The sequence below is a fragment of the Pseudomonas sp. Leaf127 genome, assembly GCF_001423155.1.
GTDB classification, from domain to species: domain Bacteria; phylum Pseudomonadota; class Gammaproteobacteria; order Pseudomonadales; family Pseudomonadaceae; genus Aquipseudomonas; species Aquipseudomonas ovata.
Map to the genome: position 1 here is coordinate 284,907 of NZ_LMOA01000023.1, position 20,191 is coordinate 305,097.

At 63.3% G+C, this 20,191-nt stretch carries 21 protein-coding genes; 8 read left to right on the forward strand and 13 right to left on the reverse strand.

Going from position 1 to position 20,191, the window contains the following annotated elements:
• Positions 1-13: 13 nt before the first annotated feature.
• Positions 14-1,924 carry an ATP-binding cassette domain-containing protein gene (locus ASF84_RS22385; protein ID WP_056841064.1) on the reverse strand — a complete coding sequence of 637 codons (1,911 nt, stop codon included), beginning with the start codon at positions 1,922-1,924 and terminating at the stop codon, positions 14-16.
• A gap of 47 nt (positions 1,925-1,971) precedes the next feature.
• On the opposite strand from ASF84_RS22385, the gene ASF84_RS29405 reads away from it, so the two are divergent.
• On the forward strand, positions 1,972-2,433 hold the full coding sequence (locus tag ASF84_RS29405; RefSeq protein ID WP_056841065.1) for a TIGR02444 family protein: 462 nt from the start codon (positions 1,972-1,974) through the stop codon (positions 2,431-2,433).
• Here ASF84_RS29405 and ASF84_RS29410 read toward each other — a convergent pair.
• Positions 2,430-3,314 (reverse strand): AlgP family protein, encoded by an 885-nt coding sequence (locus ASF84_RS29410; RefSeq protein ID WP_056841066.1) that lies wholly within the window; start codon positions 3,312-3,314, stop codon positions 2,430-2,432. The two genes, ASF84_RS29405 and ASF84_RS29410, sit on opposite strands and share 4 nt — an antisense overlap.
• Before the next feature lie 214 nt (positions 3,315-3,528).
• On the opposite strand from ASF84_RS29410, the gene ASF84_RS22400 reads away from it, so the two are divergent.
• Positions 3,529-4,203, forward strand: coding sequence for an FKBP-type peptidyl-prolyl cis-trans isomerase (locus tag ASF84_RS22400; protein ID WP_056841067.1), 675 nt, complete (start codon positions 3,529-3,531; stop codon positions 4,201-4,203).
• Between the two features lie 11 nt (positions 4,204-4,214).
• On the opposite strand, the gene ASF84_RS22405 is transcribed toward ASF84_RS22400, so the two are convergent.
• The 8 genes from ASF84_RS22405 to ASF84_RS22440 all read right to left on the reverse strand — a co-directional run bounded on the left by ASF84_RS22405 (position 4,215) and on the right by ASF84_RS22440 (position 11,855).
• On the reverse strand, positions 4,215-4,673 hold the full coding sequence (locus tag ASF84_RS22405; RefSeq protein ID WP_056841068.1) for an Rsd/AlgQ family anti-sigma factor: 459 nt from the start codon (positions 4,671-4,673) through the stop codon (positions 4,215-4,217).
• A gap of 170 nt (positions 4,674-4,843) precedes the next feature.
• Positions 4,844-5,374, reverse strand: coding sequence for a disulfide bond formation protein B (locus ASF84_RS22410; protein WP_056841069.1), 531 nt, complete (start codon positions 5,372-5,374; stop codon positions 4,844-4,846).
• A gap of 232 nt (positions 5,375-5,606) precedes the next feature.
• Complete coding sequence (locus ASF84_RS22415; protein ID WP_056841070.1) at positions 5,607-6,851, reverse strand: heme biosynthesis protein HemY; 1,245 nt, start codon at positions 6,849-6,851, stop codon at positions 5,607-5,609.
• Positions 6,848-7,987 (reverse strand): uroporphyrinogen-III C-methyltransferase, encoded by a 1,140-nt coding sequence (locus ASF84_RS29815; RefSeq protein WP_056841071.1) that lies wholly within the window; start codon positions 7,985-7,987, stop codon positions 6,848-6,850. The genes ASF84_RS22415 and ASF84_RS29815 overlap by 4 nt, the downstream gene beginning before the upstream one ends.
• A 48-nt stretch (positions 7,988-8,035) precedes the next feature.
• Positions 8,036-8,800: a uroporphyrinogen-III synthase gene (locus ASF84_RS29820; RefSeq protein WP_056841072.1), complete on the reverse strand. Its 765-nt coding sequence runs from the start codon at positions 8,798-8,800 to the stop codon at positions 8,036-8,038.
• Complete coding sequence (gene hemC, locus ASF84_RS22430; protein WP_056841073.1) at positions 8,797-9,738, reverse strand: hydroxymethylbilane synthase; 942 nt, start codon at positions 9,736-9,738, stop codon at positions 8,797-8,799. Before hemC ends, ASF84_RS29820 begins: the two co-directional genes overlap by 4 nt.
• A gap of 303 nt (positions 9,739-10,041) precedes the next feature.
• Positions 10,042-10,788, reverse strand: a complete 747-nt coding sequence (locus tag ASF84_RS22435; RefSeq protein ID WP_056841074.1) for a LytR/AlgR family response regulator transcription factor — start codon at positions 10,786-10,788, stop codon at positions 10,042-10,044.
• Positions 10,785-11,855 (reverse strand): sensor histidine kinase, encoded by a 1,071-nt coding sequence (locus ASF84_RS22440; RefSeq protein ID WP_056841075.1) that lies wholly within the window; start codon positions 11,853-11,855, stop codon positions 10,785-10,787. Before ASF84_RS22440 ends, ASF84_RS22435 begins: the two co-directional genes overlap by 4 nt.
• A gap of 135 nt (positions 11,856-11,990) precedes the next feature.
• On the opposite strand from ASF84_RS22440, the gene argH reads away from it, so the two are divergent.
• On the forward strand, positions 11,991-13,385 hold the full coding sequence (argH, locus tag ASF84_RS22445) for an argininosuccinate lyase (protein ID WP_056841076.1): 1,395 nt from the start codon (positions 11,991-11,993) through the stop codon (positions 13,383-13,385).
• Between the two features lie 30 nt (positions 13,386-13,415).
• On the opposite strand, the gene ASF84_RS22450 is transcribed toward argH, so the two are convergent.
• Positions 13,416-14,090, reverse strand: coding sequence for a glutathione S-transferase family protein (locus tag ASF84_RS22450; RefSeq protein WP_056841077.1), 675 nt, complete (start codon positions 14,088-14,090; stop codon positions 13,416-13,418).
• 167 nt (positions 14,091-14,257) lie between these two features.
• Between ASF84_RS22450 and ASF84_RS22455 the strand changes: the two genes are divergently transcribed.
• The 3 genes from ASF84_RS22455 to ASF84_RS22465 all read left to right on the forward strand — a co-directional run bounded on the left by ASF84_RS22455 (position 14,258) and on the right by ASF84_RS22465 (position 17,981).
• Positions 14,258-14,533: a hypothetical protein gene (locus tag ASF84_RS22455; RefSeq protein ID WP_056841078.1), complete on the forward strand. Its 276-nt coding sequence runs from the start codon at positions 14,258-14,260 to the stop codon at positions 14,531-14,533.
• Between the two features lie 117 nt (positions 14,534-14,650).
• On the forward strand, positions 14,651-14,899 hold the full coding sequence (locus tag ASF84_RS22460) for a TIGR02647 family protein (protein ID WP_056841079.1): 249 nt from the start codon (positions 14,651-14,653) through the stop codon (positions 14,897-14,899).
• Positions 14,900-15,134: 235 nt separating this feature from the next.
• Entirely contained in the window at positions 15,135-17,981 is a 2,847-nt protein-coding gene (locus tag ASF84_RS22465; protein ID WP_056841080.1) for a class I adenylate cyclase, read from the forward strand.
• Here the strand turns inward: ASF84_RS22465 and ASF84_RS22470 are convergent.
• Both ASF84_RS22470 and cyaY read right to left on the reverse strand, forming a co-directional pair.
• Positions 17,974-18,210: a DUF1289 domain-containing protein gene (locus ASF84_RS22470; protein WP_056841081.1), complete on the reverse strand. Its 237-nt coding sequence runs from the start codon at positions 18,208-18,210 to the stop codon at positions 17,974-17,976. The genes ASF84_RS22465 and ASF84_RS22470 overlap by 8 nt on opposite strands.
• A 2-nt stretch (positions 18,211-18,212) precedes the next feature.
• Complete coding sequence (gene cyaY / locus ASF84_RS22475; RefSeq protein WP_056841082.1) at positions 18,213-18,545, reverse strand: iron donor protein CyaY; 333 nt, start codon at positions 18,543-18,545, stop codon at positions 18,213-18,215.
• Between the two features lie 241 nt (positions 18,546-18,786).
• Here cyaY and lptM point away from each other — a divergent pair, with 241 nt between their 5' ends.
• Both lptM and lysA read left to right on the forward strand, forming a co-directional pair.
• Positions 18,787-18,939 (forward strand): LPS translocon maturation chaperone LptM, encoded by a 153-nt coding sequence (gene lptM, locus ASF84_RS28715; protein WP_082481780.1) that lies wholly within the window; start codon positions 18,787-18,789, stop codon positions 18,937-18,939.
• Positions 18,940-18,942: 3 nt separating this feature from the next.
• The gene (lysA, locus tag ASF84_RS22480; protein WP_056841083.1) at positions 18,943-20,190 is read left to right on the forward strand and encodes a diaminopimelate decarboxylase; all 1,248 of its coding nucleotides are present in this window, start codon (positions 18,943-18,945) and stop codon (positions 20,188-20,190) included.
• Position 20,191: the final 1 nt, after the last annotated feature.

The window sequence follows — 20,191 nt, forward strand, 5'->3', positions numbered from 1 at the left end:
CCTCTCGCCTCGCTTACGACAATGCTTCCAGCTCGGCCTGCATGGTTTCCAGCACTTCCAGTGCCTCCATCCAGCCCTCTTCCAGTTCGGCCTCGCGCACCTTCAAGCGAGCCTGGTCGGCCAGCAGGTCGCGCAGCTTGTCTTTGCTGGCGGCCTCGTAGAGGGCGCTGTCGGCCAGGCCCTGTTCAATCCGGGCCAGCTTTTCGTGGACCTCGCCCAGCTCCTTTTCCAGCTTGTCAGCCTGGCGTTTGTGCGGTGCCAGTTGCTGACGCAAGGCGGCGGCCTGTTGGCGCTGGGCTTTTTTGTCGGTCTTGTCGGCATTGACCGGCGTGGTGCTGGCCGGTGCATGACGCACGCGGTAATCGGCCAGCCAGCGGGTGTAGTCGTCCAGGTCGCCATCAAAGGTTTCGACCCGGCCATCGGCCACCAGCAGGAAGTCGTCAGTGGTGCTCTTGAGCAAGTGCCGGTCGTGAGAGACCACCAGCACCGCTCCGCTGAATTCCTGCAGGGCCATGGTCAGCGCCAGGCGCATTTCCAGGTCCAGGTGGTTGGTCGGTTCGTCGAGCAACAGCAGGTTGGGCTTTTCCCAGGCAATCAGCGCCAGGGCCAGGCGGGCCTTTTCGCCACCGGAGAAGTTCAGCACCGGCTCGTCGAGCCGCGCACCGCGAAAATCGAAGCCGCCGAGGAAGTCGCGCAGGGTCTGCTCGCGTTCGGTCGGTGCCAGGCGCTGCAAGTGCAGCAGCGGCGTGGCCTTGGCATCCAGCGAGTCGAGCTGGTGCTGGGCAAAGTAGCCGACCGAGAGGTTTTCACCGCGTTGCAGGCGCCCGCTGATGGGGTCCAGCTCGCCGGCCAGGTTCTTGATCAGCGTCGACTTGCCCGCGCCGTTGGGGCCCAGCAGGCCAATACGCGCGCCGGGCACCAGTTGCAGTTTGACCTTCTCGAGGATGACCTTGTCGCCATAGCCCAGACGGGCATCGGACAGGTCCAGCAAGGGGCGCGAAAGCTTGTCGGATTCGCGGAAGACGAAGTTGAAGGGCGAGTCGACATGGGCGGCAGACAGCTCTTCCATGCGCTCCAGCGCCTTGATGCGGCTCTGGGCCTGGCGGGCCTTGGTGGCCTGGGCCTTGAAGCGCGCAATGTACTTCTCCATGTGCGCACGTTGCACCTGCTGCTTCTCGTAGGCCTGTTGCTGCTGGGCCAGACGTTCGGCACGGGCGCGCTCAAAGGCACTGTAGCCGCCGCGATACAGGGTGATCTTGCGTTGCTCGACGTGGGCGATGTGATCAACCACCGCATCGAGAAAGTCGCGGTCGTGGGAAATCAGCAGCAAGGTGCCGGGATAGCCCTTGAGCCAGTCTTCGAGCCACAGGATGGCGTCGAGGTCCAGGTGGTTGGTCGGCTCGTCGAGCAGCAGCAGGTCCGAAGGGCACATCAAGGCTTGCGCCAGGTTCAGGCGCATCCGCCAGCCGCCGGAAAAACTGCCAACAGGCCGCTCCATCTGCTCGTTGCTAAAGCCCAGGCCGGCCAGCAGCTTGCGGGCACGGGCGTCGGCGGTATAGCCGTCGGCGCTGTCGAACTCGGCATGCAGGCGTGCCAGTGCGGTGCCGTCGTGGGCGGCCTCGGCCTCGGCCAACTGGCGCTGGATATCGCGCAGCAGCAGGTCGCCGTCAAGCACATAGTCCACGGCCAGGCGTTCGAGGGTCTCGATTTCCTGGCGCATATGTGCGATGCGCCAGTCGGCCGGCAGATGGCAATCGCCGGAGTCGGGGCTCAACTCGCCGCGCAACAGGGCAAACAGGCTGGATTTACCGGCACCATTGGCACCGATCAGACCGGCTTTCTGGCCGGCGTGCAGGGTCAACTCGGCGTTTTCTAGCAGACGCTGAGGGCCACGCTGTAAGGTAAGGTCTTGAATTCGAATCATGATGGCGGCGGAGTCTACCAGCTTCGTCCCGGACGGGGTTGACCACTATGCCTGTTGATCTATGGAGTTTCACCCTCGATTTCTATGCCCGGCCCGGTGTGGAGCCGGCGTGCCTGCAACTTCAGGCCCAGGGAGCCGACGTTTGCGTGGCGTTGTTCGGGGTGTGGCTGGGGTGGCGCGCCGTGCCGTGCACTGACGCCCGGGTGGCGGCCATTGTCCAGGCAGCAGGCGCGTGGCAGGCGCAGGTCGTGGGGCCTTTACGGGCCTTGCGCACGCAATGGCGTCAAGCCGCGGCAGGCGATAGCGCGCTTGCCACCTTGCGCGAACAGGTCAAGGCGTTGGAGTTGCAGGCGGAGCGAACATTGCTGGAACGGTTGCAGGGTCTGGCCAGGGACTGGCCACAGGGGCAGGTGCAGGATATGCAGGGCTGGCTTGATGCGTTGGCGGGCCGGCAGGACCGCGCCGCACGGCAGGTGCTGTGCGACGCGGCCCTTACCCTGAGGGCTTAGACGCTGTCGGTAGCCGCCGGCGCAGCAGGGGCCGGTGTACCGGCAGGCTGGGCAACCGCTGTTACTGCGGTCTCAACCTTGGCGGCCGCCGGTGCCTTGGCCGGTTTTGCGGCCGGCTTGGTCGCGGTCTTTACAGCAACCGGCTTGGTGGCTGGCTTGGCGACGGCAGGTTTGGCAGCGGCGGTCTTGGCTGCAGGCTTGGCGGCCGCCGTTTTGGCCGGCGCCTTGGTGGTCGCAGGCTTGACGGGTGCCTTCTCGGCAACCGGCTTGGCCGCCGGGGCCTTCACCGGTGCCTTGGCTGGCGCCGCAGCGGCTTTTTCAGTGGCTGGTTTGGCCGGGGCCTTGGTGGCTGGCTTGGCCGCTGCTTTGGCAGGCGCTTTCTTGACCGCGGCAGGCTTGGCGACGGCGTTGTCGGCGGGTGCTGCGTCTACCTTGGCAACGGCGGGCGTGGTTGCGGCCTTGCTCGCGGCCGGTTTGGCTTCGCGGGTGGTCAGTGCCTTGCCGACGGCTTCCTTGACCCGGCCTACGCCCTGGGCCAGCTTCAGGCTTTCCTGGACATCGCGTTTGAGCTGCTGGATGTAGGTGCGTGTTTCGGTCTGGCGATCCTTCAAGGCATCGAGCAGTTCTTCAAGCTCATCGATGGCGGCCTTGGCCTTGGTCTGTGCCTTGGCTTTGCCGGCAACAGCGGCGTCCTGCACCTTGGTGCGCGACTTGTGCAATTTTTCCTGGGCCTTGACGCGTTGCTTTTCCAGCTTGGCGAGCAGTTTCTCGGCATCAGCCAAAGCGGTGGAACAGGCGTCTTCCAGGTGTTCGAGCAGGCTGCCCGACAATTGTTGGAGCAGATGCAACGGCGTGGTTACGGGCTTCTTGTTGGCCGACATGACTTACCTCCGGGCTGGCGAAATAGCGGCTCATACTAGACCTCTGCCTGCAGCGCCGCTAGCGCTGTTGACAGCATGAACAGTCCGCTGTTGCACGGCGCCACCTGCAATGGCCGGGGGTTTGAGCCGTCTGTGCAAAATTTCACCCGGGCCGCTCTCTGCGTAACGCTGTCGGTACTGGCATAATCACAGCCTTCTCAGCCGGAGAGCCTCCATGTCGCGCTACTTGTTGATGTCGTTATTGCTTGTGCTGCCGCTGGGACAGGCTGCCGAAAATCCGGCTGCCAACGATGCCCATGACCTGGCGTACAGCCTGGGGGCGAGCCTGGGCGAGCGCATGCGTCAGGAGGTGCCGGACCTTGACCTGACTGCCCTGGTCGATGGCTTGAAGCAGGCGTATCAGGGCAAGCCCCTGGCACTCAAGCAAGCGCGAATCGACCAGATCCTGGCCGATCACGATGCCGCGATGGCGCAGGCCGAAGCTGCGGGCACCGACTCGCAGACCGAGGCAGCACTCAGTGCCGAACGGCGTTTCATGGACGCGGAAAAGGCCAGGCCTGGCGTCAAGGTCCTGGCCGACGGCATCCTGATGACCGAGCTGGTGCACGGTGACGGTCCCAGGCCCGATGCCAACGGCCGGGTGGAAGTGCGCTATGTAGGGCATCTGCCGGACGGCACGGTGTTCGACCAGAGCAGCCAGCCGCAATGGTTCCGCCTGGACAGTGTGATCAGTGGCTGGACCACGGCCTTGCAGGACATGCCGACCGGAGCGAAATGGCGTTTGGTGATTCCCTCGGCACAAGCCTATGGCGCCGAAGGAGCGGGCGACCTGATCGACCCGTTTACACCACTGGTGTTCGAGATCGAACTGGTCGCCGTGTCGTCGTAACCCCGTCGGCGTTACGCGCTGGCCTGTTCCTTGTGCGAGGTGTGCAGCACCTCGATCAGGCAGTCTTCAAGCTCGAAGCGCTCATGCAACAGCCCGCCCAGGGTCTTGAACTCGCTGGCGCAATCGGCTGACGAATCACCGTGATCACAATGGTCGTTGAACGCCAGCGCCAGTTGCGTCAAGGCCTCCAGGCGCGGGATGAGCGTATCGGCCAGTTCCAGCCCGCGCTCGTCGTTGAACGCCTTGGCCTCGTTGCTCAGTTGTTCATAGACCTCGAAATGCCCCGCCGACACGTAGTCGACCAGCAATTGACAGAAGTCCTGCTTGGCCGAGCGGTCCCGCAGGGACTCGGGCGTTCCGCCCAGCGCATCGTAGGCCTGGATCAGTTCGTGACGATTGTGAAGCCAGCGATCGATCAGCAGATTGACCCCGCCCCAGCGTTCCTGAGCATTCTGACAACTTTCCAGCATGATGATCTCTCTTCCCTTCAGGGGGCATGCAGTCCTGTACCGGCATCAAGTCGTACCCGATCTGTGTAAACCGAGCCTGAATGAGCGTCATGACAACAGACTTGGATTGACGCGTGCGAGCCAGATTATGCCCGCAGGATAAGGGCTTCAAGCGATGAGGTCGAGAAAGTTCATACAAGCGTTTGATCGTTGGGCAATATCTTGCGGGGTATTTCGACCAGCAGCAGATACAGCGCCAGCAGGATTGCCCCGACAAACGCCAGCAGGCTCCACTCCGGCAGGCTGATACCGAACAGCGACCAGTTGATCTCGGCACAGCTCAGCAGTGCGTGCTCCAGGATGCCTCCCCAGGCCGGCAGCGCGAGCAGGCTGAAACCTTCCTTGACGTGGGTGACGGCCAGGGCCAGTTGCTCGGGGGACGAGGTCTGCGAGCCGATATGAGCGCCTGCGACACCGGCGCCAAGCAGGGCCATGACCAGCAACGCCAGCGCATAGCGATGCCAGGTGCGCAGGGTCGTGGGGCCGTGCACGGAAGCAGCCAGGCAGATCAGGGCGCAGGCAAGCAGCAGCGCCCGTTGTACATGGCATAACAGGCAAGGCGTGAGGTTGTAGGTGAACTGCAGGTAGACCGCCGCGCCGACGGATGTTGCACAGGCGATGAACGCCAGACAGAACAGAAAGCGCGTGCGGGCCGGGTGCATGACAAATCCGTAACGGGAAACAAGGGGGGCTACGGTAGAGGAAAGCGTACAGAGCTTTCAAGGCGGCCGCGCGCCAGGATGCTGATAGCTGCACGCGGAAACAAACACCCATGAATCAGGTTTTATTACATTTTCATGTACGAATTATCTTCATACACAGTATTTGCCGGGCAATTCCCCCGCCGCGCCGGCAAGGCGTTCGCGCAAGAAGGCTCTTGCGCGAACGTCAGCCTCAAGCGCGGGCCAGGGCCGGCAGGGGGCTGGCCAGGAAGCGTTCGTCGAGCATGCCGAGGCCTTGCTGGAACAACTGGTTGCTGCGCTCGGTCTCGCCCATCTGCGCCAGCAAGCGTGCCAGCTCCGCACAGGTTTCCGGGTTGGGCTGCAGGCGCAGGCTGCTTTCGAGGTAGTCGCGTGCCTTGCCCCACAAGCGGCCCTGCAGGCAGATGCGACCCAGGGTCAGCAGCAGGCTCGGGTCCTTGGGGTGCTGTTTGAGCCAGCCTTCGGCCGCCTGCAACTGCTTGCCATTGTCGCTGCCGTGCACCAGCCCGTAGAGCCGTGCCAGGTGGCTGTCGTAGTCGCGCTTGAGAGCCGTGCGCAGCACTTCTTCGGCCTGGGCATGGGCGTTGAGGCGCCGCAATTGCTCGGCATAGGCCAGCACCAGCGCCGGTTCCTGGCGCTGCGCCGAGGTCAGGGCTTTCCAGGCCTTGTCCAGCGAGGCCAGGCCGGTGCTGGCGCCTTCTTCGGCCTCGCGCCAGGCCGACAGGCTGAGATTTTCACCCCAGGCACGGCGTTCCAGCTCGGCCAGCTCTGCCGGCGGCAGCACCTTGTCCTTGCGCAGTTCGGGCATCAGGCGGATCAGTTCCGGCCAGTCGCCACGCAGTTGATACAGTCGATGTAATTGACGCAGCACCTGCGGGTTGTGCGGATGGTTCTGCTGCATGGCCTGCAGGGTGACCAGGGCCGCGTCGGTGTCACCGCGGTCCTGTTGCAACTGCGCATGGGTCAGCGCAATGGCCAGTTCGGCATGCGGCTGGCGCTGCAAGGCCCGCTCCAGCAGGCTGTCGCTGTCTTCGTAGCGGCCTTGCTCGTTGGCGGCACGTGCAGCGCCGATGTAATACAGCAGTGGCTGGGGATCGGCCTCGGCGGCGCGATGCAAATGGCGCTGGGCGCTGGCCCAGCGGCCTTCGGCCAGGTCCATCTGGCCTTGTTCGATCGCCACCTGCACGCGGCGATGACGATTGCGGCGCGACCAGGGGTTGACCACACCACCGGAGGTGGTCAGCAGCCTGATCGCCAGGCGCACGATCAGCACCACCAGCCAGAGGGCCAGCAACAGGCCCAGCGCCGCCCACAGGCTCGATTCAAAACGGAAGTTCTGGTACGAAATGAGCACATAACCGGCGTGCTCGGCCATGCCGATGCCAATCAGTGCGGCGACGGCAATGGCAATGAACAGCAGAACGTAGAAGCGCTTCATGGGCTGGTGCCTCGCTGCGTTTCGGTCGGCTGCGACGCGCCATGGCGACGCTCCAGGTAGGCCTGTACCGCGCTGAGGCTCTGCGCCAGGTCAGGCGTCATGACCGAGACAGGCTGGTCCACCAGTGCATCGAGACGCTCGGCGATGACCTTGCTCTGCGGGTTGTCCTTGTTGAAGTTGGCCGTCAGCACGCTGCGCGCCTCTTTGATGGCCGCCGCATAAATCTGCGGCTCGCCATTGAGGGCGGCCCACTGCGCCTGCTCCAGCGCCAGGGTCAGGGCCAGGCGTACCTGGGCCAGGCTCTGGCCCGCGAGCACAGGGCGAATGTCTTTTTCAGCGTTGAAGTCGATACGGATGTAGTGCGAGATCTGTTCCCACCATTTGGCCCAGTAATGCTCTTCACTGTCGGCCGGGTTGGTGGGTTGGGTGGGGGTCAGGCCGAACAGCGAGCCGCCCTTGTCTTCATACTCGGGCGCCAGCGCATTGAGCTGCGCGGCCTGCTCGCGCAGGGCCGCCAGTTGCAGGAACAGGCCGGTGCGGTCGGGTTGTTCGATGCTGTGCAGGGCTGCCAGGCTCTTGGCCAGTTGCTCGCGGGCGCCGAAGGACCCCGGATCGTCCTGTTCGCGCAGGATTTCATCGGCGCCCTGCACCAGGGCCCGGGCACTGTTGATGTCCTGCAGGGCCGACAGGCGCAGGCTGGCCAGGCGCAGCAGGTGCTCGGCCTCGGCCAGGCGCCAGTCCTTGCGGCTGGCGCCCAGTACGCCTTCCAGGCGCTGGCTCAGGCGTTGCTGATCGCCCTGCAGTTGTGCCACCAGGCGGCGGCTGTCTTCAAGCTGGTCGGCGGGCGGGAATTGCGCCAGGCGCGCCGTCAGTTGCTGGTCATTGCGTGTCAGCGCCAGCGTCTGCTCGGCGATGTCCTGCACCTCGCTGCGCTGTTGTATATGGCCAGCCTGCAGCATACGCAGTTGCCATACGCCCCAGCCGGCCACGCCGACGCCGGCGATGCCCAGCAACAAGGCCACGACCGCCAGGCCGCTGGTGCGATTGCCCGAGCGCTCGCGGCGCTTGGGTTCGGGCGTTGGGGTCGATGTTTTCGACACCGATTCTTCGTCTTTGGGCAAGGCTGTTTCGCTCACGTATCCGTCCTTTGCAATTGGGTGCCGCTGGCAGCGACACTTCGTCGATCAACAGGCGGGCGTTGCCCGCAAAGCCTCCAGCAAGGCCGTGGCGCTGGCGCCACGACAGTCAACAACCCTTCGAGCCCCGGCGGCATGCGCCAGTTGCGCAACCCGCGGGCTCGGTACAAACAGCGGCAGCCCGGCCAGCTCAGGCCAGCGCTCCCCCGCCATCTGGAGCAGATGCTCAAGACCCTGCCCACTGCTGACCACCAGCCCGTTCAAGCGTTCCCCCTCGACCTGCCCGAACAGGGCCTGCGGCGGGTAAACGGGCAAATAGCGGCGGTACAGTGGCAGGTACCGGACCCTGACGCCTTGCTCGCGCAAACGCTCGGCCATCCATTCGCGTCCCTCGTCACCGCGCATGATTAACACACGGCTTCCCGGTATGGCGATGGCCTCTTGCAGATGCGGCAGTGCCAACAGTGCTTCGCTGTCGTCGCCCTGCTGCGGCCAGCTGACATCCTGCAGGCCGTAGTCGAGCAGCAGCCTGCCGGTGCCGGCGCCTACGCAGAACCATGGCTGCTGGGGCGGCTGCGGCCAGATTTCATCGAGCAGTTCCAGGCACAGGCGGGCGGCCGGCTTGCTGACCACGATCACCGCCTGAAACTGCATCAGCTCAAAGATCACTGCGCGATGCGCGTCGTCCAACGGCAAAGGCTCCGTGGCCAGCAACGGCAGGCTGCGGGTGAAAATACCATGCTCGGCCAGTACCTGAGCCACCGCTGCCGACTCTTCGGCAGGGCGCGTCAGCAACAGGCGCCAGGCGCTCATTGCTCATCCGCCTCGCCGTAGATGGTTTGCAGGATTCGCCCGGCACCCTGGGCCAGCAGGTCTTCGGCCACTTGCACGCCAAGGGCCTGGGCGGCATCGCGTGAGCCACGTGCCTCGGCCCGCAGCAACAGGCCGCCATCAGGTTCGCCTACCAGCCCGCGCAGCCACAATTGCTCGCCTTCAAGCACGGCGTAGCAGGCAATCGGCACCTGGCAGCCGCCGTTGAGGTGACGGTTGAGGGCGCGCTCGGCCGAGACCCGCAGGGCGGTGTCGGCATGGTGCAAGGGGGCCAGCAAGGCGTGGATGTCGGCATCAAGGGTGCGGCATTCGATGCCGACCGCGCCCTGGCCACCGGAAGGCAGGCTGTCTTCGATCGACAGGCTGGCAGTGATGCGCGCCTCGAAGCCCAGGCGGATCAGGCCGGCGGCAGCCAGGATGATCGCGTCGTACTCGCCGGCATCGAGCTTGGCCAGGCGGGTGTTCACATTGCCACGCAGGAAGCGGACCTGCAGGTCGGGCCGCAGTGCCAGCAGTTGCGCCTGGCGACGCAGGCTGGAGGTGCCGACGATGCTGCCGGCCGGCAATTGGTCGAGGCTGGTGAAACGGTTGGATACAAAGGCGTCGCGTGGGTCTTCACGCTCGCAGATGCAGAACAGCCCCAGCCCTTCGGGAAAGGCCATCGGTACATCCTTCATGGAATGCACGGCGATGTCGGCTTCGTTTTCCAGCAGGGCGGTTTCCAGTTCCTTGACGAACAAGCCCTTGCCGCCGATCTTTGCCAGCGGAGAATCAAGCAGCTTGTCGCCACGACTGACCATGGGCACCAGGCTCACTGCCAGACCGGGATGGGCCTGTTCGAGCCGGGCCTTGACGTATTCGGCCTGCCAGAGCGCCAGCGCGCTCTTGCGGGTCGCAATGCGGATTTCGCGAGTGGACATGAATCAATCCGTACAGGGTAAAGACTGTCGATGATAACAGTTCGGCTGCGGGGGCTTCAGCGCCGCCGGTAAAGTCCGGGCATGGCCTGACACCCGTCAATGAAATCGACGCCCGCCGGCACGTTCAGTGGCTCATGCATCGTGACCGGGCAACGCCTCGACGATGCAGGGCATGTTGGGACAGGCAATGATAGTCGCCAGGGCAGCGACCATGCTGTGTTGAAAACAGCACGCAATTGCTTGTTAACGCCAGGCAGGTCAAACGGACATCAGGTCGTTTGCCATGCCCGATCGTCAAACGCTCTAGAGTTGCTGCATCATCTTGCGCACCCCTGCCACATGGCGACGGCTGACCACCAGGGCATCACCATTGAGGCCCTTGAGGTACAGCTGGAAATGCCCCAGTGGCGTGCGCTGCAGTCGTTCGATCCGCTCGCGGGCCACCAGGGCATTGCGGTGGATGCGCACGAAACGATCACCGAACTCGTCCTCCAGCGCCTTGAGGGGTTCATCGAGCAGTACTTCGCCGCCCTCGTGACGCAAGGTCACGTACTTGTGGTCGGCAATGAAGAAGATGACCTGATCCAGCGGGATCAGCTCGATGCCCTTGCGGGTCCGCGCACTGATGTGCGTGCGCGGGCCATTGCCGCTCTCGGCCGCAGGACGGGTCATGGCGGCCAACTGCACGCGATTGGGCCGCTCGGCTTTTTTCAGGGCCTCGGACAGATGCTCGGGACGCACTGGCTTGACCAGGTAGCCCACCGCACTGACCTGGAAGGCTTCCAGGGCAAATTCATCGTGTGCGGTGCAGAAAACAACGGCGGGCGGGGCTTCGCGCTCGCACAGTCTGGCAGCGACCTGCAGGCCGTCGAGGCCAGGCATGCGGATATCGAGCAGGACAATGTCCGGCTTGTGGCTTTCGATCAGCGCCAGGGCTTCATCACCATTGGCGGCGCTGGGTTCCAGGACCCGGTAGCCCTCGATTTCGCCGACCAGGCGGCTCAATCTTTCCCGGGCCAGGGGTTCGTCATCAACGATCAGGACATTCATATTGCTTTGGCTTCCTGCGTGAGTCTCGCACAAGGATAGCGTAGACAGGTGTAGTGACGGCCGTCACGGCGCTCCACGCTCAGACTGGCCTGCGGACCGAAAAGTGCCGTAATACGCGCACCTATGTTCGACAGGGCCTGGTGGGTGCCGCTGGACGTCTGCCGTGGGGCAACTTCGTCATAAGGATTGCTGACACACAATATGAACACTCCCCTTTCGTAATCTGCCTCAACCCGCACCACGCCGCCTTCGATGCGTGGGGCAATGCCATAGGTCAGGGCGTTTTCCAGCAATGGTTGCAAGGTTAGCTGGGGAATCGGCAAGTCATCGTCAATCTCACTCACCGCCCAGTCCAACTGTAGACGCTCGCCAAGGCGATATTGTTCGATCGATAAATATCGCCTGGCCAATTCCAGCTCCTCGCGCCAGCTCACCAGCGTTCCGGGGCGTGCCAGGCTGGCCCGGAACAGGTCGGACAGATCCAGCACCGCCTGCTCGGCCTTGACCGGATCACTGGCGACAAGGCTGGCAATACTGTTAAGCGTATTGAACAGAAAATGCGGCCGGATACGCGCCTGCAGCGCTTCGATCCTGGCCCGAAGTTCGGCCTGCTGCTGCTTGCGCCACTGACTCTGCAGATAAAAGTAGCGCAACATCAGCGCCGACATGATCAAGGCAATCAGCGAGTAACGAATATAGCGCTCGACCATTCCCTCCAGTGAAATCCGGCTGGACAGCTGGCAGACGTCGGTCACGGCCGTGCACAGCAGCGTCAGGCCCACCACCATCAGGCAGCCCAGAAGCCCCGCCAGGCCTGCCGGCAGTCGCGCCAGCCAGGGCCGCAGGCCGCAGAGCAAGGCGGCCGAAAGCAGGACGATCCACTGCACGAACAGCGACATCAAGGCCAGGCGCACCCAGGGAAAGGCACCGGGCATGGGCTCGACCAGCACAAGGGCCAGCACCAGCAGCTCGGCCAGTACCACCAGCACCAGCAAGGCCTGGGGCAGGCACAGTTCAGGCAGGAAGAAATCCTGCTCGGCAGTGGTTTTGTCGTTATTGATGATCATGGAGGCCCTCGCGCATGCGCCAGTCTCGTCGCGGGGGCTGAGCGCGACAAGCCGTTCGAGGATAAAAAAACCTCACCCTGCTATCATCGCCGTCGTTTAGCGAACTTCCTTTCACGCAGAGCAACGAGCGAAATCATGAGCACCGACAAGACCAACCAGTCCTGGGGCGGCCGCTTCAGTGAGCCCGTCGACGCCTTCGTCGCGCGCTTCACCGCCTCCGTCAACTTCGACCAGCGCCTGTATCGCCATGACATCATGGGTTCGATCGCCCATGCGACCATGCTGGCCAAGGTCGGCGTCCTGACCGATGCCGAACGCGACACCATCATCGACGGCCTGAAGACCATCCAGGGCGAAATCGAGGCGGGTCAGTTCGAATGGCGCATCGATCTTGAAGACGTGCACATGAACATCGAAGCTCGCCTGACCGACCGCATCGGCATCACCGGCAAGAAACTGCACACCGGACGCAGTCGCAACGACCAGGTCGCTACCGATATCCGCCTGTGGCTGCGTGATGAAATCGACGTGATCCTCGGCGAAATCACCCGCCTGCAACAAGGACTGCTGGAGCAGGCCGAGCGTGAAGCCGAGACCATCATGCCGGGCTTCACTCATCTGCAGACAGCCCAGCCGGTCACCTTCGGCCATCATTTGCTGGCCTGGTTCGAAATGCTCAGCCGCGACCACGAGCGCCTGGTCGATTGCCGCAAGCGCACCAACCGCATGCCGCTGGGCAGCGCCGCGCTGGCCGGCACCACCTACCCGATCGACCGTGAGCTGACCTGCCAGTTGCTGGGTTTCGAAGCCGTTGGCGGCAATTCGCTGGACGGTGTGTCGGATCGCGACTTTGCCATCGAATTCTGCGCCGCCGCCTCGATCGCGATGATGCACCTGTCGCGCTTCTCCGAAGAGCTGGTGCTGTGGACCAGCGCCCAGTTCCAGTTCATCGACCTGCCAGACCGCTTCTGCACCGGCAGCTCGATCATGCCGCAAAAGAAAAACCCCGACGTGCCTGAACTGGTGCGTGGCAAGAGCGGCCGTGTATTTGGCGCCCTGACCGGCCTGCTGACCCTGATGAAAGGTCAGCCGCTGGCCTACAACAAGGACAACCAGGAAGACAAGGAGCCGCTGTTCGACGCCGCCGACACGCTGCGCGACTCGTTGCGCGCCTTTGCCGACATGATCCCGGCCATCAAGCCGCGCCACGCCATCATGCGCGAAGCGGCCCTGCGCGGCTTCTCTACCGCCACGGACCTGGCCGACTACCTGGTCCGGCGCGGCCTGCCGTTCCGTGACTGCCACGAAATCGTCGGCCATGCGGTGAAGTACGGTGTCGAAAGCGGCAAGGACCTGGCAGAAATGAGCCTGGAAGAACTGCGCCGTTTCAGCGACCAGATCGAGCAGGACGTGTTTGCCGTGCTGACCCTTGAAGGTTCGGTCAACGCTCGTGACCATATCGGTGGTACAGCCCCGGCGCAGGTGCGTGCCGCCGTGGTCCGCGGCCAGGCCCTGCTGGCCAGCCGCTGATCACATCCAGTGACCCGTCAGGCGGCGTTGTTAGCCCGCCTGCCGGGCCACGGCCTGTACGCGGGCCAGGAACCTGGGCCAGTCGGCCTCCCTGGCCGCTGCCACCTGTTGCACATTCGGGTTTTGCGCCAGATGCTCCAGCAAGGCCTGTGCTCCGGGCAACTGCCCCAGCAGGTCCAGGCCAAACAGTTGCTCGCCCACACGCTGTGCCAGGTCGACGCTGTACAGGAAATAAATGTCCGCCACCGTGAAATGCTCACCGCTTATATAGGGTGCAAAGCGCGCGCGCTGGGACAGGGCGGCAAAACCCTTGATCAGGTCACGGCGCGCCTTGGCCTTGAGGTCGGCAGGCGTTGCCCGGCCGCCAAAGATCACTTCGACATAGCACAAGCGTGCCGGCAGCTCGATGTACAGCTCGATCTCCTTGGCAATGGTCCAGGCCTGGGCCCGGCAGAAAGGATTGGCCGGTACCAGCGGCCGGGCCGTCGAGGTGTCTTCCAGATAACGCAGGATGACATCGGTCTCGCTGATGAATCCCTGTGGCGTGCCCAGCACCGGTACCTTGCCGCGCGCGCTGATGGCCAGCGCTTCGGGATTCTGGCAGCCATGCAACGGCACGAATTCGAACGGCACCTGCTTCTCCAGCAAGGCCAGCTGGACCATATTGAAATAGTTGCTTGCGGCAAATCCGTATAATTTCAGCACCGAAAATCTCCTTGAATAGGGTACGCCTCGGCACTCTAGAGGATTTTTTCGTTTTAAAATCAGCGGCCTATGGCCAATTCTCAGCATTTCAGAACTGTCCTACAGCGTTCGTCGATTACCCCCACGCGATGCAGTTAAACTGCTGCACTTAATCTGAGGAGATTCCCATGACTGAAGTACTCGACGACAACGAAGAAGAATTCGCTGCCTCCACCCTGATGCAGGCCATCGAGAACCAGCTCGAGAATGACAATCCGCCTGCGGCAACGGCTGTGTTCAACAAGCTGACACTGGTGGGCTACGAGCGCGATGACATCATCGAAATGATGGCTCATGTGCTGGCCGTGGAGATCGACGCCATGCTGGCTGCCGACCGGCCGTTCGATGGCCAGTGGTACGAAACGGCGCTGCGCGCGCTGCCGGAGCTGCCACCAGAAAATTAAGCATGGCCGGGCACCCGGCGCCCAGGATCCGGGCTACACTGCGCAAGTCCCGTTGCCACCTCATCACCCGGGACCTGCGCCCGTACCGGCGTCCACTAATAAAAGTCTGGAGCACCTATGTCTTACACCCCTGAGCTGGTTGCTGAACTGGAAATCCTTGCCCTGTTCAACCTGGACAACACCCTTGAAGGCCTGAAGGTCCATCATGTGGCGGCCTCCACTGCCATCGCCGCTGCCCAACGCCTGCATGACAAAGGCCTGACGAGCCAGGTCGATGGTGGCTACCTGACCAGTCTGGGCCTGGAAGCGGCGCGTCATGCCCAATCCTTGCTGACCATCCTGCAGACGGCCCGCGAAGCTGCCTGACCTTTACGTCCTCTGGTTTGCGAAGCCACCGGGCCAGACAAAAAAACCTGTCTGGCCCCTTCACGCATGTGCACACAAACTGATACAAAGCCGCTACACATTTGACGTCAATTTCTTGCGGCTGCCGCGGCGGCGCCTTGTGCTCGCTATGCTGTCCGCCAACAGGCACCGGACAAACGGCAGATACTTCAGATAACGCCGTCAATAAAGCCTGCCACTCCGGGTTAACGCTGCGATGACGTCCCCTTTTGAAATCCGTCCCGATCTGGACGAAGGCATTGACCGCAAGGTCCTTGGCCAATTGCGCAACCGTTTCCTGAGCCTCAACGAAGGACGACTGGCGCGTGCCCGTGAAGGCCTGTCGCCGCGCCAGCAGAACGTCTTGACGCTGTTGCCGCTGTTGTTCCACGTCAATCATCCGCTGTTGCCAGGCTATGTGTCCGGCAGCACGCCGGCGGGGGTGTCCAACTACGATCCGGCCGCCCCGGTGCTGGCCGAAGCGCAGCGCCTGACCCGTTCGTTCTCGTACAAGGTGCGCCACAACCATGCGCCCCAGCCGATCCACGGCCTGTTCCTGATGGGCAGCCTGGGCACCCTGGCCCAGGCCGACCAGAGCGACATGGACGTGTGGGTCTGCCACGACAGCGAGCTGGCCCCCAATGCCATTGCCGAACTGCGCAAGAAATGCCAGGCGCTGGAAGTCTGGGCCGACACCCAGGGCGCCGAGGCGCACTTTTTCCTGATCGACCCGCAACGCTTCCGGGTGGGCGATCGCGATGCGCAGCTGAGCTCCGATGACTGCGGTACCGCGCAGCACTATCTGCTGCTCGATGAGTTTTATCGCACCGCCCTGTGGCTGGCCGGACGCACGCCCCTGTGGTGGCTGGTGCCGGCCTACGAAGAAGCACGGTATGACGCCTACACCCATACCCTGCTGTCCAAGCGTTTCATTCGTGCCGATGAGGTGCTCGACCTGGGGCACATGGCGCACATTCCCCCCGGCGAATTCGTCGGCGCCGGGCTGTGGCAGTTGTTCAAGGGTATCGACTCGCCGTACAAGTCGGCGCTCAAGCTGTTGCTGATCGAGGTCTACGCCAGCGAGTACCCGGATGTACAGTGCCTGAGCCTGCGCTACAAGAAGGCCGTGTTCGCCCGGCAGCCGGATCTGGACGAACTGGACCCGTACATGGTGGTGTATCGCCGTATCGAGGAGCACCTGCGCGCGCGCAACGAGCCCGAACGCCTGGAACTGGTACGCCGCAGCCTGTACCTGAAGGTCAACAAAAAGCTGACCGGACGCCAGCGCAGCGCCGGCTGGCAACGCCAGGTCATGGAGCGCCTGACAAGCGAATGGGGATGGGACGAGCAGCAATTGACGCTGCTCGACAGCCGCAACCAGTGGAAAGTCCGCCAGGTGAGTCACGAACGGCGTGCGCTGGTCAACGAGCTCAACTACAGCTATCGCTTTCTGACCCAACTGGCCAAGACCCAGAACACCACCCAGTCGATCAATGCCCGCGACATGAGCATCCTGGGCCGTCGACTGTATGCCGCTTTCGAGCGCAAGGCCGGCAAGATCGAGTTCATCAACCCCGGGATTGCCCCGGACCTGGCCGAAGACACCCTGACCCTGGTGCACTCGCCCAACAAGCGCGAACCGGGCAAACACCAGTGGAGCCTGTACAACGGCAGCCTGAGTGCGCATGAATGGCCCAGCTTCACGCCCCTCAAGCGCAGCCGCGAACTGCTTGAGCTATTGGCCTGGTGTCATCGCAACCAGGTCATCGACAACAGCACGCGCCTGGCCTTGCACCCGGGCATCAGCGACTTGAGCGAGCTTGAACTGTTCAACCTCACCGGCGCCCTGCAACAGAGTTTCGCCCTGCCGCTACCGACGGTCAGCGACGAACAACTGCTCAAGCCCAGCGTGCCCAGAGAGATCCTGCTGCTGGTCAACGTCGGTCTGGACCCGTTGCGTCATCATCGCGACCTGAACATTCTGATGACCACCGAGCGCACCGACTCGCTCAGCTATGCCGGCGCGCGGGAAAACCTGGTCCTGACCCTGGACCAGATCACCCTCAATAGCTGGAACGAGACCTTGTTCAGTCGCTATGAAGGCCCGCATGCCTTGCTCGATTGCCTGGTCGACCTGCTGGGCAGCCTGCCCGAGGGACCGGCCCAGCCGCGTATCCGGGTCAGTTGTTTCTGTCACAACCGGGCCCAGGCCATCGCCCAGCGCGTTGAAGACATCGTCGACACGGCCCGGCTGCTGGTGGCCCGACGCCTGAATCACCGCTACCTGATCCAGGTCCAGAAGCAGTACCACGTGCTGGAACTGTTGAACGGGCGCATCACGCCGGTGGTGATCAACAGCCTGTCCGGCCTGTTCAGCTACCTGGGCGAGGCGCTGCCCTGCTACAGCCCGTTGTACCTGGATCCCCAGGCGCTGGATGATCATGACCTGACCGTGATCGTGCCGCACGGCCAGCCCGAGTGCATCCAGGTGTTCTACCGGGTCAACGAAGCCTTCGCCGACCTGTATGTACTCGACGAGCACAACACCCTGTGGCACCAGAACCTGCCCTGGCATGACGAGCCGAGCCTGCTGCAACCCTTGCAACGGTTTTTCCAGGCCATGCTCTACCGGCGTGGTGCGTCATTGCCACTCGATACCGTGCAGGCGCCAGTGGCGCTGGAGGTGTTGTATTACCAGGTGTTGCCCTCGGGCAGCAGCCGCGCGCGCAGCATCGAGCCACGGCAGGCGCCGACGGCAACCGACAAGCCTTTCTATGATGTGCAGGCCATCATCGAGGAAAGCGTGCCAGGGCAGGTGAATGTCACGCTGTACTGCGACAACCGCGAATTCTCCGAACTCGAATACGGCGAGCACCTGTTCGCCGCCGTGGCCCGACAGATTCTGGCACGGCGTCACGAAACCGAGCGCTATCGCTGCTACATCACCGACCTGGACCTGTCAGGCCTGAACCCGGACGGCCACGGCCAGAGCATCCTCTATCTGCATCACAAGGCGCGGCTGGAAAAGCACCTCAATGACGCAATGCAGAACAGCCCTAGCTGACGGCCGCGCCCGCCACGAGTGACCGGCGCCGATCGGCAGCGCTGCGGATCTGGCGGCGGCGGTCGTCATCGGCCGAGCGCCATTCGCGGATGTCCTCGACATGCCGGAAGCAGCCCAGGCAGACCTTGTGCTCATCCAGCCGGCACAGGCTGACACAGGGTGAAGGCACGGCCGGGCTGACATTGCTGTACAGCGGCTTGGGCGGGCGTGGATTACTTGTTACGGTCACGATCAGATCTCGTCGAAGTCCAGCTCTACGCCGGCCTGTTCAAGTGTGATGCGCACCAGCATTTCGCTGAGCAGTTCTTCGCTGGTGTCGCAGACCCAACGGCTTTCCTGTTCGTCATAGTCGAAGTGGAAACCACCCGACCTGGCGGCCAGCCATAGCTGACGCAGCGGCTCCTGACGGCTGAAGATGAGCTGCGAGCCGTTCTCGAATTTCACGGTCAGTACACCGGCCGAATTTTCCATGTCCAGGTCCAGTTCACTGGCGTCGAAAATGTCTTCCAGATTCTCCTGAGTTGCATCGACCAGGTCGTGGAAGCGGGCTTCGGTCAAACTCATTGCATGAACCTCGGGAAAGTGGCGACGGATATCGCATGTGTCGCGCACGATACGGGCGCAGCCGGCCAAATGCAAAGCCTGCCCGTGTTCGCACGCCGCCAGCGTCAGTAATCCGCAATCGCGCCACGCGTGAGCATCAATTGCGTCAAACCCCCGCCAGACGGAAAGGCCGCCGCATAGGCAAGCCGCCGGGTGGCCGGTATACTCGGCCGCAATCAAAGCTTATACAAAGGATTTCGCCATGAAGCGCCTGATCTCTTCGCTTGCTGCGCTCCTCGCGGTCGCCTGTCTTGTCACCGCCTGTGGGCAGAAAGGCCCGCTGTACCTGCCCGATGACAGCAAGTCCTCCGACGAGCAAGCCAAGTCGCAATCGCACAAGCATTCTCAAGGGTAATCCATGGACGCTTTCAACTACCGCGACGGCGAGCTGTTCGCGGAAGGCGTGGCCTTGTCTGCCATTGCCGAACGTTTCGGCACGCCCACCTATATCTACTCGCGCGCCCACATCGAGGCGCAGTACCGTGCCTATGCCGATGCCCTGAGCGGCATGCCGCACCTGGTGTGCTTTGCCGTCAAGGCCAACTCCAACCTGGGCGTGCTCAACGTTCTGGCGCGCCTGGGCGCAGGCTTCGACATCGTCTCGCGCGGTGAACTCGAGCGTGTCCTGGCCGCCGGCGGCCAGGCCGACCGGATCGTGTTCTCCGGCGTGGGCAAGACCCGCGAAGACATGCGCCGCGCCCTGGAAGTCGGCGTGCACTGCTTCAACGTCGAGTCGACCGACGAGCTGGAACGCCTGCAGGTCGTGGCCGCCGAACTGGGTGTCCGTGCCCCGGTGTCGCTGCGGGTCAACCCCGACGTGGATGCCGGCACCCACCCGTACATTTCCACGGGCCTGAAAGAAAACAAGTTCGGCATTGCCATCAATGATGCCGAAGACGTCTATGTTCGCGCCTCGCAGTTGCCGAACCTGGAAGTGGTCGGCGTCGATTGCCATATCGGCTCGCAACTGACCACGCTGGAACCGTTCATCGATGCCCTGGACCGCCTGCTCGACCTGGTCGACCGCCTCGGCGACTGCGGTATCCACCTGCGCCATATCGACCTGGGCGGTGGCCTGGGCGTGCGTTATCGCGACGAAGAGCCGCCCCTGGCCGGCGATTACATCAAGGCCGTGCGTGAACGTCTCAAGGGCCGCGACCTGGGCCTGGTGTTCGAGCCGGGTCGCTTCATCGTCGCCAATGCCGGCGTGCTGCTGACCCGGGTCGAGTACCTCAAGCACACCGAACACAAGGATTTCGCCATCGTCGATGCGGCCATGAACGACCTGATCCGCCCGGCGCTGTACCAGGCCTGGATGGACGTCACGGCCGTGCGCCCGCGTGACGGTGCTGCGCGCACCTACGACATCGTCGGCCCGATCTGCGAGACCGGCGACTTCCTGGCCAAGAACCGGGAACTGGCCCTGGCCGAAGGCGACCTGCTGGCGGTTCACTCGGCCGGCGCCTATGGTTTTGTCATGAGCTCGAACTACAACACCCGCGGCCGCGCCGCTGAAGTACTGGTCGATGGCAGCGACGCTTTCGAAGTGCGTCGTCGGGAAACCCTGAGCGAGCTGTTTGCCGGCGAAAGCCTGTTGCCGGAGTGAT

Bases quoted from the DNA above. Each gene is read 5' to 3' on its own strand.
- ASF84_RS22385 (WP_056841064.1), bottom strand. From the start codon at position 1,924: ATGATTCGAATTCAAGACCTTACCTTACAGCGTGGCCCTCAGCGTCTG.
- ASF84_RS29405 (WP_056841065.1), top strand. From the start codon at position 1,972: ATGCCTGTTGATCTATGGAGTTTCACCCTCGATTTCTATGCCCGGCCC.
- ASF84_RS29410 (WP_056841066.1), bottom strand. From the start codon at position 3,314: ATGTCGGCCAACAAGAAGCCCGTAACCACGCCGTTGCATCTGCTCCAA.
- ASF84_RS22400 (WP_056841067.1), top strand. From the start codon at position 3,529: ATGTCGCGCTACTTGTTGATGTCGTTATTGCTTGTGCTGCCGCTGGGA.
- ASF84_RS22405 (WP_056841068.1), bottom strand. From the start codon at position 4,673: ATGCTGGAAAGTTGTCAGAATGCTCAGGAACGCTGGGGCGGGGTCAAT.
- ASF84_RS22410 (WP_056841069.1), bottom strand. From the start codon at position 5,374: ATGCACCCGGCCCGCACGCGCTTTCTGTTCTGTCTGGCGTTCATCGCC.
- ASF84_RS22415 (WP_056841070.1), bottom strand. From the start codon at position 6,851: ATGAAGCGCTTCTACGTTCTGCTGTTCATTGCCATTGCCGTCGCCGCA.
- ASF84_RS29820 (WP_056841072.1), bottom strand. From the start codon at position 8,800: ATGAGCGCCTGGCGCCTGTTGCTGACGCGCCCTGCCGAAGAGTCGGCA.
- hemC (WP_056841073.1), bottom strand. From the start codon at position 9,738: ATGTCCACTCGCGAAATCCGCATTGCGACCCGCAAGAGCGCGCTGGCG.
- ASF84_RS22435 (WP_056841074.1), bottom strand. From the start codon at position 10,788: ATGAATGTCCTGATCGTTGATGACGAACCCCTGGCCCGGGAAAGATTG.
- ASF84_RS22440 (WP_056841075.1), bottom strand. From the start codon at position 11,855: ATGATCATCAATAACGACAAAACCACTGCCGAGCAGGATTTCTTCCTG.
- argH (WP_056841076.1), top strand. From the start codon at position 11,991: ATGAGCACCGACAAGACCAACCAGTCCTGGGGCGGCCGCTTCAGTGAG.
- ASF84_RS22455 (WP_056841078.1), top strand. From the start codon at position 14,258: ATGACTGAAGTACTCGACGACAACGAAGAAGAATTCGCTGCCTCCACC.
- ASF84_RS22460 (WP_056841079.1), top strand. From the start codon at position 14,651: ATGTCTTACACCCCTGAGCTGGTTGCTGAACTGGAAATCCTTGCCCTG.
- ASF84_RS22465 (WP_056841080.1), top strand. From the start codon at position 15,135: ATGACGTCCCCTTTTGAAATCCGTCCCGATCTGGACGAAGGCATTGAC.
- cyaY (WP_056841082.1), bottom strand. From the start codon at position 18,545: ATGAGTTTGACCGAAGCCCGCTTCCACGACCTGGTCGATGCAACTCAG.
- lptM (WP_082481780.1), top strand. From the start codon at position 18,787: ATGAAGCGCCTGATCTCTTCGCTTGCTGCGCTCCTCGCGGTCGCCTGT.
- lysA (WP_056841083.1), top strand. From the start codon at position 18,943: ATGGACGCTTTCAACTACCGCGACGGCGAGCTGTTCGCGGAAGGCGTG.